Origin of the sequence: Eggerthella sp. 1_3_56FAA (assembly GCF_000185625.1) — a bacterium.
In the GTDB taxonomy this organism is placed as follows: domain Bacteria; phylum Actinomycetota; class Coriobacteriia; order Coriobacteriales; family Eggerthellaceae; genus Eggerthella; species Eggerthella lenta.
In genome coordinates this window covers 222633-237788 of sequence record NZ_GL622582.1, presented here as the reverse complement: position 1 = coordinate 237788, position 15156 = coordinate 222633, and the positions used below count along the sequence as shown (strand labels likewise).

Below are 15156 nucleotides of genomic sequence, written 5' to 3'. Positions count from 1 at the left end.
GAGCTGGCCGCCGCCGCCCGCCGCGCGCGGCGGCGCTGGTTCGGCAGCACGGCGTACCTGTTCACGCCGCTGTACCTGGCGAACTACTGCGACAACCACTGCGTGTACTGCGGCTTCAACCGCGACAACGACATCTGCCGCGCCCGTCTCGACCGCGCGGGCATCGTCGCCGAGCTCGACGCCATCGCGGCGACGGGGCTCGAGGAGATCCTGCTGCTCACGGGCGAAGACCGCGCGCGCACCGACCCCTTCTACATCGGCGAGGCGTGCAAGCTTGCCGCCGAGCGCTTCCGCATGGTGGGCGTGGAGGTGTACCCCATGAACGAGGACGAATACGCCTACCTGCACGAATGCGGCGTCGATTACGTCACGGTGTTCCAGGAGACGTACGACCCCGCGCTTTACGGCAAGCTGCACCTGGCGGGGCGCAAGCGGGTGTTCCCGTACCGTGCGAACGCCCAGGAGCGCGCGATGAGAGGCGGCATGCGGGGCGCGGCGTTCGGCGCCCTCTTGGGCCTCGGCGACTTCCGGCGCGACGCGTTCGCGTGCGGACTGCACGCATGGCTTGTGCAGCGCGCCTACCCGCACGCCGAGCTGTCGCTGTCGTGCCCCCGCCTGCGCCCCATCGCCGGGAACGGGTCGCTGGGGCCGCGCGGCGTGGGCGAGCGCCAGCTGCTGCAGGTGATGTGCGCCTACCGGCTGCTGCTGCCGCAGGCGGGCATCACCATCTCGTCGCGCGAGCGCGCGGGCTTCCGCGACCAGGTCATGGGCATCGCCGCCACGAAGATATCCGCCGGCGTGTCCACGGGCGTCGGCGAGCATGCGGACGGATCGACTGCGGGCGACGACCAGTTCGAGATCGCCGACGGCCGCGACGTGGCGCAGGTGCGCGCCGCGCTGCGCGGCGTCGGCCTCGAGCCGGTGATGAACGACTATGTTCGCCTGTGAGCCCTCGGCGGCGGACCCGACGTTTCGGCGCGTGTTCGTCACCGACCGCCTCCGCTGCGCTCTCCCGTTGCCGCAGCAGACGGCGTTCCTCGCGGAGTCGGGCGCCATCGACGCGGTCATCCTGCGCGAGAAGGACCTCGACGATGCCGCCTACGAGCTCCTCGCAGCGGAGATGGCCGCCGTCTGCGCGCGCTGTGGCATCGCCTTCGTCGCGCACGCGCACGTGGAGGCGGCGCGCCGCCTCGGTTGCGCCGCCGTGCACCTGCCGCTGCCGCTGTTGCGCGCGCAGGGCCGTCCCGACGGGTTCGCGTGGGTGGGCACGAACGTCCACGAGGCCGACGAGGTGGCCGAGGCCGAGGTTCTGGGAGCCGACGTTCTCGTCGCGAGCCCCGTGTTCGCGCCTTCGTGCAAGCCGGCGTCCACGGCGCGAGGGTTGCCCTTCCTGCGCGCTGTGCTGGATCGCGCGCATGCGCCCGTGTTCGCGCTCGGCGGCATCACCGACGAGAACGAGCGTCTGATCAGGGAAGCAGGGGCCGCGGGAGCGTGCCGCATGGCGGATTACGCGCGTCGTCGAGGCGTTCGGCAAGCCGCCCCGTGCAAATACGAGCGAAGTAGGGGATAATAGACCGTCGACGAGCGAACGAGCGGATCGGCAACGGGAACGGGGGAGACGCGGTGGGAGCGTCCAATTTCAGCGAGCGAGAGCTGGCGGGCGCGTGCGAGAAGTACGCGCGTGCGGTGAACGACATCAAAGATCGGTACGGGTTCGATTTCGTGTCTATCGGGTTGACGGCGTTCATCGGCGCGCCGCTCAAGTGGATATACAGCGCAGGCGCTACCGGCGAGCGCCATCGCCGCATCGTGCTGGCACCGGGGCACGGCATCGGCGGCATCACCATCAAGGCGGGCAAGCCCATGATGTTCACGAACATCGACGAGGAGATCGACCCGCGCGAGTACTCGTCGTACCCTATCGTGTTCGCCGAGGATCTGCATAGCTTCTGCGCGTTGCCGCTCACGCGCGACGGGCGCGTGGTCGCCGTGCTGCTGTGCGCGTTCCGCACGGTGAGCGATCGGCACGAAGCGGCGTACCGCCAGGTCATCGACGATCTGGACGGCACCTTGTGCGATTTGGACGTCGTTTCCGACGACTTCATGGATTTCGAAAGAATCGCGGTGGAGAAACGCGCCGACGATCAGAAGAACCCTATCTTCATCCGCTCGGAGCTTGCGCGCGTCATCGCCGCTCAGGAGGACGAGCGCAAGCGCATCTCGCGCGAGCTGCACGACGGCATAGCGCAGGAGCTGCTGACGCTGTCGTTCGTGTTCAAGCGCCTTGTCGCGCATGTTGACGAAGAGGGCTACGAGCTGCTGGCGGAAGCGAACAACGATCTTGCCAACGTGCTTGACGAGCTGCACAACCTGTCGGTGCAGCTGCGACCTTCGGCTCTCGACCATCTTGGTTTCGTTGCGGCTCTGCGCTCGCAGGCTGCCGTGTTCGAGCGCACGTACGGCAACGAGATCGTGTTCGAGGGCAGCCTGTCGTGCGATCGCTTCGATCAGGCTCTCGAGACGCAGGCGTACCGCATCTGCCAGGAGGCCATCCTGAACGCCTGCAAGTACTCGGGTTCCGAGAAGGTGATCGTCCGGCTCGAGGATTCGGCCGGATGGCTGCATGTGAGCGTGATCGACCACGGATGCGGCTTCGACACCGAGCAGCCGGAGATCAAGGGGAGCGGCTGCGGTCTCGTAGGCATGCAGGAGCGCGCGAGCGTCATCGGCGCCCGGCTCGCGATGGAATCCGACGAGCATGGCACGAAGATGACGCTGGTTGCGCCGATGCACGTGGCGGAAGGCAAGGAGGCGGGCGCATGATCAGAGTAATGCTGGCGGACGACCACGAAGTGGTACGCGTGGGTTTCAGGATGATACTCGAGCAGGACCCCGACGTGCGGGTGGTGGCCGAGGCAGCCGACGGCGCGCAGGCTTACGCCATCGTGGCGCGCGAGAAACCGGACATCCTGCTCATGGACATCTCCATGCCCCCGGGGCAGAGCGGGCTGGTGGCCTGCGAGAAGATCGCGAAGGACTTCCCCGGCACGAAGGTGGTCATCCTCACGATGTTCGCCGAACCGGAGTACCTCTTCTACACGCTACGCGGGGGAGCGGCGGGCTACGTACTGAAGAACTCGACGTCAGAAGAGCTGATCGCCGCCGTTCATGCGGTGGCCGAGGGCGGCAGCTACATCCATCCGAAGATGACGGCCATGCTCACCAAGCAGCTTGTGGCCGGAGGAGAGGAAGAGGATCGCTCCTACCAGCAGCTCTCGAACCGCGAGCTGGAGATCCTCCAGCTTCTGGCCAAGGGCTTCACGAACAAGGAGATATCCGAGCAGATATTCCTCTCGGTCAAGACGGTGGAGGCCCACCGTTCGAAGATATACCAGAAGCTGGGCCTGAAGACCCGCGCCGATTTGGTGGACTACGCCCTCAGGCACAAGCTGCTGAACGTGTAAAGGGGAAGGCGGCGCGCGCGAAAGGTGCGGCCTCTGGTGCATCGCGAAGCCGCGCGATGCACCAGAGGCCGCACCGGGTCATTCCTCGCCGTTCGGGGCGGCCGGCTTGGAGGCGCGTCCCAGGGTGAACGACAGGGCGCGCGTGGGGCAGGCGTCGATGCACGAACCGCAGGCCATGCAGTCGCCGGCCCGCACGATCGCGTCGCATCCGTCGAGCGCTGGCTCGAGGATCGCGGGATCGGACAGGCATGCATGCTTGCACGCGTCGCAGTGAATGCAGGCTGCGGGATCGATCTTCACGTTTACCTGGCCGAATCGGCCAAGCGCCTCGTAGAAGCCGCCCAGCGGGCACAGCGAGCGGCACCACACGCGATAGCCCCAGAACAGTTCCGTCAGCACGATGGCCAGCAGCACCCAAACGCCTGTCACGGCACCGAAGAGGATGCCCTTGTTGACGGCGCTTATGGGCGAGAATGCCTCGAACACCGGCACACCGGTCAGCGCTGACAGGCCCAGCACGGCAAGGGCGATCCACAGCTTCGCATGGCGCGGCACCGGCATCTCGCGCACGTCGATGCGCAGCTTGCGGCGAGCGAAGTCCACGATCTCGAGGAGCAGGTTCACCGGGCACACCCATCCGCAGAACGCCCGGCCTCGGATCAGCCCGTACACGATGAGCACCGGCAGCGCGGCCAGCAGCCAATCGAGCTCGAACGTTTTGGAGGCGGCGATGACCTGCAGAGCGCCGAAGGGGTCGAGGATGTCGAGACCCCCGATGGACGAGGAGGACAGGCTGCCGAAGAAGGGAAGCTGGGCGGGGGTCGCCGCGGCGTCGTCGCCGCCGACGGACGTTCCGAACAGGCTCCATCCGGCCGCAAGCACCGGGGCGGCGAACAGCACGAGAGCCGCCGCCTGCACGGCATGGCGCAGCCAGGACCAGCGAAACGCGCGCCGCGTGTCCGAAGCTTCGCTCATCGCGTACCGGCCTCGGCCAGCGTGGGATCGTCCTCGAAGTTAGCGTACACGAGGTTGATGCCGGTCACGCCTTCGATGCCGATGAAGCCGCTCGCGATGTCGTGCGAGTCGTCCACGGTGTCGGCCTCGATGGTGACGACGATCTTGTGCCCGTTCGTCTCGTGCACCTCGACGCCTTCGCGCTGCGCCAGCTCCCGGGCCACGTCGTCGGTGCGATCGGGCATCGTTTCCACGACCAAACTCGAAATAACCATGATGGGTTCCTCACGTTCGTTCTTCTTATCCTCCGAGGGCCCGCCCCCTTGGAAGGAGGGGGCGGGGCGAGGAGGGAGGGCGGACGCGCGACGCTCCGTCCGCCGGGTAGGCACGTATCTCTTACGCCTGCGCGTGGCAGGTGATGCACTGCTCGTGCGTCGGGTCCATTTCCAAGGAACCCGCGTCGCCGCCCGCGTAGTGGTCGGCGGGCAGGGCGGTTGCGTCGGCCAGCATGGGGTTGGCCTGGTCGTTCGCGCCGTGGCAGCCGTAACAGCCCGCCGCGCCGAGGTTTTCGAAGCGCCCGTCGTGGCTCGTCGGCATCAAAGGCGGAGCGCCGGCGGGCACGTTCGCGTTCACGTCTTCCCTGGGGGCTTCCTGGCTGCAGCCTGCAACCGTGCCCAAGCCCAGCGCCATCACGGCCACGAGGGCGGCGGTTATCATGTGCTTCTTCATCGTCTTCCCCTTAGAGCTTCGTAATGGATACGCAGGTCTTCTTGTAGTCGGGTTCCTTGGACAGCGGGCAGTACACGTCCTGCACCGCCAGGTTCACCAGGGTCTCCTCGGCGAAGAACGGAGCGAACGTCACGCCGGCCGGGGGCTCGGTGCGGCCCGCCGTGGACACCTTGATGTCGAACTCGCCGTACGTCGACTTCACCTTCACCATGTCTCCGTCCTGGATGCCCAGCTTCTTGCAATCGTCCGGGTTCATGTTCAGCAGCGCCTCGGGCAGCGCGCGGTCGAGCTCGGGCACGCGACGGGTCATCGTGCCGGTGTGCCAGTGCTCCAGCAAGCGACCCGTGACGAAGTAGAACGGGTACTCGTCGCTGGGGGTCTGCGCGGGCGGTTCGTAGGGGCGGAACACCACGGACGGCTTCAGGTTGGCGGACTTGTAGAAGCTCACGCCGCCGGCCTGTCCGGGCTTGCCGTACTGCTTCACGCCGACCTCGTCGAAGCCCTCGTCCTGCGAGCCCTCGGCGAAGCGCCACTTCGTGGACTTCCAGGTGCCGTTCACGTTGCGCACCGGCCACGTCATGCCGTGGTTGGCAAGGTACTCCTCGTAGGGGGCCAGCTGCTTTGCCTCCATTTTGAGCTTGGCGCCGAACGTGCCGTCGGTATCGTCGTTGATAGCCTTGGCCTTGTCGTTCATCTCGGGGTTCGAGAAGATGCGGTACTCCTCCCACAGCAGGCGGTTCGTCTCGCGGTCGTCGTTCTTGAAATCGCGGGCGTTCTTGTCGTAGATGAAGCCGAACAGGTGGTCGAAGGCATCCTCGCTGCCGATCTTCTCGCCGTCGAGCACGCGATGCGCTACTTCCATGAACGTCCAGAGGTCCCACTTGGCCTCGCCCGGAGCGTCCACGGCCTTCTCGAAGACGGCGGTGCGGCGCTCGGCGTTGCCGAACTGGCCCTCTCGCTCCACCCACAGCGCCACGGGGAGCACGACGTCGGCGTACTGCGTGGACAGGGTGGGATACACCTCGTTGACCACGATGAACGTGTCGAAGATGCCCTTGTTGTCAGCGCCTTCGCCAAGGAAACGGGTGAGGTTCGGCATGGACTGCGCCCAATTGTTATGGGCGGACCACATGAAGTCGATGTTGCCCTTGGAAAGCTCGCGGAACATCTTCACCGTGTGCATGCCGGGAGCCTTGATCTCGTCGAGGTAGCCTTGCGGGAGATCCCAGATAGCCTCGGTGTAGCGGCGGTGCTGCTCGTTTGCCACCAAGAGGTCGGCCGGCAGGCGGTGGCTGAACGTGCCCACTTCGCGGGCGGTGCCGCAGGCGGTGGGCTGCCCGGTCAGCGAGAAGGGGCCGCAGCCGGGCTGGGCGATCTTGCCGGACAGCAGGTGGACGTTGTAAATGCAATGGTTCATCCATGTGCCGCGGTTGTGCTGGTTCACGCCCATGGTCCACAGCGACATGACCTTCTTGTTCGGATCCGCGAACACCTCGGCCAGCTCCTTGAGGTCCTCGACGGCCACGCCGGAGAGCTGAGAGGTGTACTCGAAGGTGTAGGGTTCCAGGCGCGCGGCGTACTCCTCGAAGGTGATAGGGCTCACCGCGTCCACCTTCGAGCCGATCTCGCTCTTGTCGTAGCCGTCCTCGAAGGAGTTGCCGATGTCCTCGGTGCCCTGCTTGAACTGCAGGTGGTCGTTCACGAAGGCCTCGTCGTACTTCTTCTCCGACACGAGGTAGTTTGCGATGCAGTTCGCGATGGCGAGGTCGGTGTTCGGATGGAAGATCATCGTCTTGTCGGCGCTCGCGCTCGTGCGCGTTCTGATGGTGCCGAGATCGTAGTGCTTCACGCCCTCGCCCGAGAGCTTGCGGGCCGTCAGGCGCGAGTACAGCATGGGGTGCGCTTCGGCCATGTTGGCGCCCCAGGTGACGAACACGTCGGCTTCGTCGAGGTCGCTGTATGATCCGGCGGGCTCGTCGGTTTGGAACACGTTCATGAACGCCACCACGGCGCTGGCCATGCACAGGCGCGCGTTCGGGTCGACGTTGTTCGAGAGAAGACCGGCTTTGATGAACTTGGCGCAGGCGTAGCCTTCGGTGATGGGCTGCTGGCCGCTCAGCCAGAAGGCCAGGCGCGACTTGTCGCTCTTCCACGTCTCTTTGAGCTTGGAAGACACGAGGTCGAGAGCTTCGTCCCAGCTCGCCTCGCGCAAACCTTCGCCGGTGCCCTTCGTGGACTTGTCCTCGCGGATCATCGGCGTGGTCAGGCGGTCGTCGCCGTACATGATCTTCGCCAAGTAGTAGCCTTTGACGCAGTTGAGACCCTTGTTGGACTCGTTGTCCGGGTCGCCTGTCACGCTGATCAGCTTGTTGTCCTTGACCTCGCAGATGACGCCGCAACCGCAGCCGCAGAAGCGGCACACCGACGTGTACTTCTGTCCGTCGCCCGAAGCGGCGGTCGTCGATTGGCCTTCGCCGCTTGCGCATCCCACGAGCGACGACATGGTGCCTGCCGCCGCCGCGCTCGCCAGCGCTACTGCCGTGGCCTTGACGAATCCTCGTCTTGAGATGTCCATGACATCCCTCCTTTTCCTCCCGTTACCCATTGCTATGTCCTAAACCTCCAACGGTTTGGCAGCTTGTTCAGGGGAGCTCGGCGCAGCTGCGCCGAGCTCGTCATGCCGAGGGCTCGATGCCGCCCGCCCGCTCCTCGTCGCTTGCGATGCGGATGGCCACCCGGGGCTCGCTGACCACGCAACGTTCCACGCATAGGCCGCATCCCACGCACTTGTCCTCGTCGATGACGGGGGCGAACACGGAGTGGATGGCATCGCCTTCGCGCAGGCGGTAGTCGATGACGATAGCTTCGTCGATGAGAGGGCAGGTGCGGTAGCATACTTCGCAGCGCATGCCCTGGAATGCGATGCATAGATCCTCGTCGATGACGGCGATGCCCATCTTCACGTCGGAGCGGGTTTTGATGTCGCGCAGCGCGTTCGTGGGACAGGCCTCGACGCAGGGAAAATCCTCGCATAGGCGGCAGGCCTGGGCGCGCGCATCGATCATCGGCGTTCCCACGGCGGTTCCTGCGTCGTCGCGTGCCGGCTTGATAGCGATATAGGGGCAGGCCTCCATGCATTTCCCGCACTTGACGCAGCGCGAAGCGAAGTCTTTCTCGCCATGCGCTCCGGGGGGCCGCAGCAGATCGGCTTCGCCATGGGAGGCGTAGAGCGCCGCCTGGAATGCCACCAAGGCTGCCGATGCACCCGCTATGACGCTCGATACTTTCATGAAATCTCCTCTTCCTTGCTCCGTATCATGCGCTCGAGCAGGTCATATGCCTATCGGGGTATATCCGAGGGCGCGTGAGGATAAACCCGACGCGGGGCAAGGGTTTTATACTGTTTTTAGAAAAGAATAATATTGAGGTGGAGAAACAAAGCGCCCCGCATCGTCGAAAGCGATGCGGGGCGCGAATGTTCGAATGCTCGAATGCGAGGATGGAAGCGTGCGGCTAGGAGCTCAGGCGAACGCCGACGTACACGGCGGTTTCGGGCAGGCCCGAGATGTCGTACATCTCGGACAAAGGGAGAGCCGAGACCTTCCATGTGTACGCGGTCCCGTCGACGTCGACCGTGCCCTGCTTGAACGTGTTGCCCACTTCGTCCACGCCCATGCCGTCCTCGGCGATGGTGGCCGGATCGAAGCCCTCGGCGGCGATGGCGGCGTCAATGGCGGCATCGAGGCTGCCCGAAGAGAAATCGGCGTAGCGCAGTCGCATGGACGTGCCGTCGCTGCGGTCGGCGTCGAGCGTCCACGAACCGTTGAGCAGCAAGGCCGCCTCGCTTGCGGAAAGCTTGGACACGCCTTTGTTGTACATCAGTCCCGCGTCGAGCTCGCTCACGTCGGACGGAAGCTTGATCAGCTCGAGGGCGGCTTCCGGATCGTCCGACATGCCTCCCTTGTCGATGACGGTAAGGCCTGCATCGGCGACGGCCTGCTTGATCTCGTCGTCGTTCAGCGTGATGTAGGATGTGAGCGCCGGCAGGTCGTAGGACACCTCGCGCGACAGGTTCTCCTCGACGCTGGCTTGCGCGCGAGCCGTGCCGCCCCTCACCGCGTCTAGGACGTTGAACAGCAGGTAGCCGCCGATAAGGGCTGCGACCAGGACGAAGGCGAACATGATGGCGATTTGCGGCCTCGGCATGTCGAGCGGGCGACGAAGGCCGCTGTCATCCAGATAGCGCACGGGGCCGTCCGTGTCCGCGTATTCGTTTCTGCGTGATTTGAATAGCATTGCGTCTCCTGCGACGATGTGCATGATCGGCGCGCAACCCACGTTGCGCTCTGCGCATTATAGCATTGCCCGCCGCGCCCCGCGTGCAAGCGCCTGCGACAACGCGATATGTACGCGTTGTGTTGAATTACGGTTTCGGTCATTATGGAGTTCCTGCGTCGTGGTAGGATACCAGACGCCCGTGGGGGAGTAGTTGGCTTGCGTTTCGAAAGCGCAAGCGGCACGATCAACATCATGGCCGAAAGGCCTGGCGTGTCTTAAATAACGAGACTCATGGCGCGGTCCGCTCTCATGCGGCCGCGCCATGAGTCTTTTTTTATGGACGTCCCCCGCGCGGAACAGACGAGGAACTCGAAGAAGGAGCTTGCAACCCGTGGACCTATCAATCTTCGCGTCACCCGAGGCATGGATCAGCCTGGTCAGCCTCATCTTCCTGGAAATCGTGCTCGGCGTGGACAACCTGGTGTTCATATCGATCACGACGAACCGTCTGCCCGAGGACAAGCAGCATATCGGCCGTAAGCTCGGCCTGGCCGGCGCCCTGGTCATGCGCATCCTGTTTCTGTGCTTCGCATCGTTCCTCGTGCACATGACCGCGCCGCTGTTCACCATCGACCTCGGGCCTTACGCGCACGGATTCTCGGTGCGCGACCTCGTGCTGCTCGTCGGCGGCGGCTACCTTATATACAAGGGTATCGCCGAGCTGCGCGACACGCTCAAGCTGACCGAGCTCAAAGCCGAGCACTGCGAGGAACACAAAGCGCTGCACCGTATCGCGCTGCCGCAGGCCGTGGGCACCATCATGGTCATGGATCTCGTCTTTTCCATCGACTCGGTCATCACGGCCGTGGGCATGGCCGACCACCTCATCATCATGATCATCGCCGTCATGCTGGCCGTGTTCCTCATGATGATCTTCATCGACCCCATCTCGAACTTCATCAACGGCCACCCCGAGATGAAGATGCTCGCGCTCACGTTCATCGTGGCCATCGGCGGCCTGCTGGTCATCGACAGCGCGGGCTTCCATACCGGCATCGAGCTTCTGCATATGCCGCTCGAGAAGCTGATCGTGTACTTCGCCATGGTGTTCTGCATCGTGCTCGAGCTCATCCAGATGCGCTACAACGCCAACTTCCTCGCGTGGCGCAAGGATCGTTGGAAGAACGAGACTGCCGCGCAGATCGACAGCGTGCGCGCCGAGATGATGGAGCAGATGAAGCGCGAGGACGCCCGGCCGCAAGATGCGGACGCGTCCGGCGTTTCGGACGCTCGTCCCGAGCGCATCACGCCGGTCATCATCGGAAACAACGTATACGTCATGATGCCCATGGCGGGAGAGGACGCCGCGTCGTTCAAGGAGCTGATGGCGACTTCCGACACGGCGAACGCTGCGTTCGGCCAACCGCTCGAGATCGGCGCGCAGGTGGAAGACGTCCCCGCATCGGAAGATCCGTCCTACGAGGTCCCGGAAGGGAAGTAGCGCTTGTCGGAAAGGGGCCTGCAGGCCCCTTTCCGTTCGGTTTGATGCCTGTTCGTCGATGTCGGACGAAGGCGATTCTCGTCGGACAGTTCCCTATTCGACGGCGAACAGGTCGTAGCCTTCCTCGCTCACGAAGAAGCGCGCTGCGCGCGGCAGGATGCGCGCCGAGAACGGGGTCATGAGGCGCGTCGCCTCGCCGTCGTACTGCACCTCCATGGGCGGGTCGGCTTCCACGCGCACCGTGCGTGCCCGGTGGATTTCCAGCGCGCCCGTGCGGTCGGGAAAGTCGCCGCCGCGGTCGAGGAGGCCGGCCAGCACCGCCGGAATCAGCTCGAAGGCGGTTTTCGCCTTGAGCACCACCACGTTGAACTCGCCGTCTCGCGGCTCGTTGTCGTGCGTTACCGTGATGTCGAACTGGATCTTCGAGAAATTCACGAGCAAGATGCCAAGCCCGTCGCTCTCCAGGCGCTCGCCATCGAGGTCGAGGATGAAATGCGATTTCTGCGGCATGGGGTTCGCGATGGCCGCCGATAGGTAGGCCATGGGACCGAACAGGCGCTTGCCCGCTTCGGCGCCGTGCATGATGGCCGCGTCGTAGCCCGCACCCGCCATGATGCCGAAGCCGAACTTGCGGCCTTCGACTTCGATCTCGCCGAGGTCGAAGTCGAGCGTGCGGCCCTCGCGCACCATCTTCGCCAGCGCGTGGGGCTCCATGGGGGAGGCCAAGTTGAGCGCAAGCAGGTTCGCGGTGCCGGCTGGGAAGGGCAGGACGGGGATGCCCGAGTCGGCGAGCATGTAGCTGACCGTGGCCACGGTGCCGTCGCCGCCGCTTGCGATGACGGCGTCGAACGACGCGGCGTCGTCCAGAAGGGTGCTCACTCCGGTGGTTCCGTCCGTCGAGCGCAAGCATGCCTCGTCGCCGTCCTGCATGAACGAGCGTACGAAGTCGTACACGGCTCCTTCGCCGAAGCCGGAGGAGAGGTTGTTGATGACGAGCAGTTTCACCGGTTCCCTTTCCGATCGTTTGCTATGATGGCATGGTACAACATGAACCGAGAAACACAAGGTAAGGAACACCGGGTGTACATAGCAAACCAAGAAAACCTCGCGGCGTTCGCGGAGCGCGCCATGCATTCCAGCGTGCTGGCCATCGATACGGAGTTTCTGCGCGAGAAGACCTACTATGCGAAGCTATGCCTGATCCAGCTCGCGACCGACGATGAGACGGCCATCGTCGATCCGTTCGCCGTCGACGATCTGAAGGTACTCGCGCCCGTGCTGCGCAACGAGAACGTTATGAAGCTGTTCCATGCAGGCAACCAGGATCTGGAGATCCTGCTGCGAGAGGTGGGCGTGCTGCCGCATCCCCTGTTCGACACGCAGGTGGCCGCCGCGCTCCTGGGCCATACGCAGCAGATCGGCTACGCGGCGCTCGTGCATGCCGAGTGCGGCGTGACGTTGAAGAAAATCGACTCGTTCACCGATTGGTCGCGTCGTCCGCTGTCCGATTCGCAGTTGGAGTACGCGGCCGACGACGTGGTGTATCTGCCGCGCATGTACGAGCGCATGCGGGCGCAGCTCGTGGAGCTGGGGCGACTGTCATGGCTCGATCGCGACTTCGAGGATTTGGCGGATCCGGCGCGCTACGCTGCCAACGAGCGCGAGCGCTACAAGCGGCTCAAACGCGTGTCCCAGCTGTCGCGCCGTCAGCTGTCGGCCGCGCGCGAGGTAGCGGCCTGGCGCGAGCTTGAAGCGCAGCGACGCGACGTGCCCCGCAAGTGGGTGGTCACCGACGAGCAGATCGTGGAGGCCTGCAAGCGCGAGCCCCGTTCCATCGACGACCTGTTCATGGTGCGCGGGCTGTCCGACCGCCTCTCCACGAAGGACGCGCGCACCGTGGTGTCGCTGATCGCGTCCGCGTTGGACGCGTCTCCCGACACCTGGCCAGAGCCTGATCGCTGCGGCAAGAACGAGCCGAACGTCGACGCGGAGCTGGATCTCATGTGCGCGCTCGTGCGGCTGCGCGCGAAGCAGAACGGCGTGGCGTTCCCCACGCTGGCCAGCCATGACGACCTGGCGCGCGTCGCGCGCGGGTACCGCGAGGGCGTCGATCTTCTGCGCGGTTGGCGTCGTGCGCTCGTGGGAGAGGAGCTGCTGGAGCTTCTGGAAGGCAGGCTCGCGCTCAGCATCGACGGCTCCGAGCTGCGCGTGGAGCATCGGAGTTGAGCGCCTCCGGCGTCTCGGCGCCGTCAGTTACGAATCTTTCGCGCTGAATCCATGACGGTTTCGAGGCGATCATCTGTTTCATTATAGAATAGCGGGGAACGAAAACGATGCGGACGAGAGCGTTCGCGCATGCAACCTTCTGAAGGAGTGTTACACCCATGTTCGGATTGAGCAACGGATACCTGCTGCTGATCGTCGTCACGCTGGCCATCGGCGGCCTTGCAACCTGGTACGTGAACTCCCAGCTTAAGAAATACACGCACGTGCCCATATCCACGGGCCTCACCGGCGCCGAGGCTGCGCGCCGCATGCTCATGTATTACGGCATCGGCGACGTCGAGGTGCATCGCGGCGGTCCCGGCCAGGACTTCTTCGACCCGCGGACGAACTCCGTCACGCTGTCGCCCGACGCCTACGCCGGCCGCTCCATCACGGCCACGGCCACGGCGTGCCACGAGGTGGGCCACGCCTGCCAGTACGCGCAAGGCTACGCTCCCATGAAGATCCGCGGCGCGCTGGTGCCTGTGGTGAACCTGGCGTCGAACGCGTGGATCTTCCTGTTGATGATGGGCATCTTCCTGAACATCGCCGGCCTCACCACGGCCGCCATCGTCATGTACGCCGCGGTGGTCATCTTCCAGCTGGTCACGTTGCCGGTGGAGTTCAACGCCTCGCAGCGCGCGATGGCCTACATGAACACGACGGGCCTGCCCCAGGCCGAGCAGGCGGGCTCGTTCAACGTGCTGCGCGCCTGCGCCCTCACCTACGTGGCGGCCGCCCTCACCTCCATCCTGCAGCTGCTGTGGCTGCTCGGCCAGCGCCGGGACTAGCGGCGAGCCATGGGGTACGGGGAGATGGCGCGCCAAGACGGCCTCGGCGCCGCGCTCGAGCGGGCTCGCGCGGCGACGCGCTCCGAGGGCGGGGGGTCGCCGGATGCGCTGTCGGTGTCGGGCGCGATGGCGTTGGCGAAGGGAGCGCTCGAGGGCGTGACCGTGAGGCTCGTGGGCGAAGTGTCCGAGGTCTCGAACAAGCCCGGCTACAAAGCCGTGTACTTCACCGTGAAGGACCAGCGCGCTGCGTTGCCGTGCATGATGTGGAACAACCGTTTCCAAGCGTCCGGCGTGCGGTTGGCCGTGGGCCAGCTCGTGGAACTGACCGGGCGTTTCACGCTGTACGCACCGAAGGGCCGCATGAATTTCGACGTGTTTTCCATCGCGCTGGCCGGAGAGGGTAACCTGCGCATGCAGGTGGCGAACCTCGCGCGCAAGCTGGAAGCCGAGGGCCTTATGGCGCCGGCTCGCAAACGGCCGGTGCCTGCGTATCCGGCGCTCGTCGGACTGGTCACCTCGCCGCGGGGCGCGGCCGTTCACGACGTGCTGCGCACACTGCGCCGCCGGTTCCCGCTGGCTCGCGTGCTCGTCGCGGGCGTGGCGGTCGAGGGCTCGAACGCGCCCGCCGGCATCGTTGAGGGCATGCGCGCGGTCGTGCGCGCCGGGGCCGAGGTGGTGCTCGTGGTGCGCGGCGGCGGGTCGTTCGAGGATCTCATGCCCTTCAACGACGAGGGGCTGGCGCGCATGATCGCGAAGTGCCCCGTGCCGGTGGTCACCGGCATCGGCCACGAGCCCGACACGTCCATCGCCGACATGGTGGCCGACCTGCGCGCCTCTACGCCCACGGCCGCCGCCGAAGCCGTAAGCCCCGCCCGCGAGAGTCTCGGCCGCTTGTTCGAGGCGCGTTCGTCGTCGCTGCGCGCCAGCATGTCCCGGGCGCTCGACCGCGCCGGGGCCGAGGTGCGGCGCTGCGCTACGCGTCCGCTGTTCTGCGACGCGCAGCTTCTGTACGCCACCGAGGCTCAGATGCTCGACCTGGCCTCCGATCGTCTGTTCCGGGCGCTGCCCGCGAACCTGGCGCGCGACGAGGCTTCGGTCGCGCGCCAGCGCGAGCGCTTGGCCTGCGCGTTGCCAGCCAGCCTCGATCGCAGCCGCACGCGTCTCGAGCACGAGC

At 65.3% G+C, this 15156-nt stretch carries 15 protein-coding genes; 8 read left to right on the top strand and 7 right to left on the bottom strand.

Annotated features, from left to right (window positions below; genetic code table 11):
- The 4 genes from thiH to HMPREF1023_RS14315 all read left to right on the top strand — a co-directional run.
- Window positions 1–948, top strand: a 948-nt coding sequence (thiH, locus tag HMPREF1023_RS14330; protein ID WP_083802139.1) for a 2-iminoacetate synthase ThiH, incomplete at its 5' end; no start/stop codon positions are given.
- On the top strand, window positions 935–1570 hold the full coding sequence (locus HMPREF1023_RS14325; protein ID WP_009608585.1) for a thiamine phosphate synthase: 636 nt from the start codon (window positions 935–937) through the stop codon (window positions 1568–1570). The genes thiH and HMPREF1023_RS14325, both read left to right, overlap by 14 nt.
- 53 nt (window positions 1571–1623) lie before the next feature.
- A complete protein-coding gene (locus HMPREF1023_RS14320) occupies window positions 1624–2823 on the top strand; it encodes a GAF domain-containing sensor histidine kinase (protein WP_009307162.1) in 1200 nt (399 codons plus the stop codon).
- Window positions 2820–3464: a response regulator transcription factor gene (locus tag HMPREF1023_RS14315; protein WP_009307161.1), complete on the top strand. Its 645-nt coding sequence runs from the start codon at window positions 2820–2822 to the stop codon at window positions 3462–3464. Before HMPREF1023_RS14320 ends, HMPREF1023_RS14315 begins: the two co-directional genes overlap by 4 nt.
- Window positions 3465–3542: 78 nt before the next feature.
- Here the strand turns inward: HMPREF1023_RS14315 and HMPREF1023_RS14310 are convergent, their stop codons facing one another.
- The 6 genes from HMPREF1023_RS14310 to HMPREF1023_RS14285 all read right to left on the bottom strand — a co-directional run bounded on the left by HMPREF1023_RS14310 (window position 3543) and on the right by HMPREF1023_RS14285 (window position 9443).
- Window positions 3543–4439, bottom strand: a complete 897-nt coding sequence (locus HMPREF1023_RS14310) for a 4Fe-4S binding protein (RefSeq protein ID WP_009307160.1) — start codon at window positions 4437–4439, stop codon at window positions 3543–3545.
- Window positions 4436–4693 carry a chaperone NapD gene (locus HMPREF1023_RS14305; RefSeq protein WP_009307159.1) on the bottom strand — a complete coding sequence of 86 codons (258 nt, stop codon included), beginning with the start codon at window positions 4691–4693 and terminating at the stop codon, window positions 4436–4438. The genes HMPREF1023_RS14310 and HMPREF1023_RS14305 overlap by 4 nt, the downstream gene beginning before the upstream one ends.
- A 121-nt stretch (window positions 4694–4814) precedes the next feature.
- Entirely contained in the window at window positions 4815–5147 is a 333-nt protein-coding gene (locus tag HMPREF1023_RS14300) for a hypothetical protein (RefSeq protein ID WP_009307158.1), read from the bottom strand.
- 10 nt (window positions 5148–5157) lie between these two features.
- Window positions 5158–7722: a nitrate reductase catalytic subunit NapA gene (gene napA / locus HMPREF1023_RS14295; RefSeq protein ID WP_009307157.1), complete on the bottom strand. Its 2565-nt coding sequence runs from the start codon at window positions 7720–7722 to the stop codon at window positions 5158–5160.
- Window positions 7723–7822: 100 nt separating this feature from the next.
- Window positions 7823–8437, bottom strand: coding sequence for a 4Fe-4S dicluster domain-containing protein (locus tag HMPREF1023_RS14290; RefSeq protein ID WP_009307156.1), 615 nt, complete (start codon window positions 8435–8437; stop codon window positions 7823–7825).
- A 223-nt stretch (window positions 8438–8660) separates the two neighbouring features.
- Window positions 8661–9443, bottom strand: a complete 783-nt coding sequence (locus HMPREF1023_RS14285; protein WP_015760750.1) for a hypothetical protein — start codon at window positions 9441–9443, stop codon at window positions 8661–8663.
- Window positions 9444–9816: 373 nt separating this feature from the next.
- On the opposite strand from HMPREF1023_RS14285, the gene HMPREF1023_RS14280 reads away from it, so the two are divergent.
- Window positions 9817–10926: a TerC family protein gene (locus HMPREF1023_RS14280; RefSeq protein ID WP_009307154.1), complete on the top strand. Its 1110-nt coding sequence runs from the start codon at window positions 9817–9819 to the stop codon at window positions 10924–10926.
- Window positions 10927–11019: 93 nt separating this feature from the next.
- Here HMPREF1023_RS14280 and HMPREF1023_RS14275 read toward each other — a convergent pair whose 3' ends face one another.
- On the bottom strand, window positions 11020–11931 hold the full coding sequence (locus tag HMPREF1023_RS14275; protein WP_009307153.1) for a diacylglycerol kinase family protein: 912 nt from the start codon (window positions 11929–11931) through the stop codon (window positions 11020–11022).
- 75 nt (window positions 11932–12006) lie between these two features.
- Here HMPREF1023_RS14275 and rnd point away from each other — a divergent pair, with 75 nt between their 5' ends.
- From rnd to xseA, 3 genes are all read left to right on the top strand, one after another.
- Complete coding sequence (rnd, locus tag HMPREF1023_RS14270) at window positions 12007–13152, top strand: ribonuclease D (protein WP_009307152.1); 1146 nt, start codon at window positions 12007–12009, stop codon at window positions 13150–13152.
- Between the two features lie 158 nt (window positions 13153–13310).
- The gene (locus HMPREF1023_RS14265) at window positions 13311–13982 is read left to right on the top strand and encodes a zinc metallopeptidase (RefSeq protein ID WP_009307151.1); all 672 of its coding nucleotides are present in this window, start codon (window positions 13311–13313) and stop codon (window positions 13980–13982) included.
- 9 nt (window positions 13983–13991) lie between these two features.
- The coding region (xseA, locus tag HMPREF1023_RS14260; RefSeq protein ID WP_009307150.1) for an exodeoxyribonuclease VII large subunit at window positions 13992–15156 on the top strand (1165 nt) is incomplete at its 3' end.

Bases quoted from the DNA above. Each gene is read 5' to 3' on its own strand.
- HMPREF1023_RS14265 (WP_009307151.1), top strand. From the start codon at position 13,311: ATGTTCGGATTGAGCAACGGATACCTGCTGCTGATCGTCGTCACGCTG.
- HMPREF1023_RS14290 (WP_009307156.1), bottom strand. From the start codon at position 8,437: ATGAAAGTATCGAGCGTCATAGCGGGTGCATCGGCAGCCTTGGTGGCA.
- napA (WP_009307157.1), bottom strand. From the start codon at position 7,722: ATGGACATCTCAAGACGAGGATTCGTCAAGGCCACGGCAGTAGCGCTG.
- HMPREF1023_RS14325 (WP_009608585.1), top strand. From the start codon at position 935: ATGTTCGCCTGTGAGCCCTCGGCGGCGGACCCGACGTTTCGGCGCGTG.
- HMPREF1023_RS14305 (WP_009307159.1), bottom strand. From the start codon at position 4,693: ATGGTTATTTCGAGTTTGGTCGTGGAAACGATGCCCGATCGCACCGAC.
- HMPREF1023_RS14285 (WP_015760750.1), bottom strand. From the start codon at position 9,443: ATGCTATTCAAATCACGCAGAAACGAATACGCGGACACGGACGGCCCC.
- HMPREF1023_RS14300 (WP_009307158.1), bottom strand. From the start codon at position 5,147: ATGAAGAAGCACATGATAACCGCCGCCCTCGTGGCCGTGATGGCGCTG.
- HMPREF1023_RS14315 (WP_009307161.1), top strand. From the start codon at position 2,820: ATGATCAGAGTAATGCTGGCGGACGACCACGAAGTGGTACGCGTGGGT.
- HMPREF1023_RS14310 (WP_009307160.1), bottom strand. From the start codon at position 4,439: ATGAGCGAAGCTTCGGACACGCGGCGCGCGTTTCGCTGGTCCTGGCTG.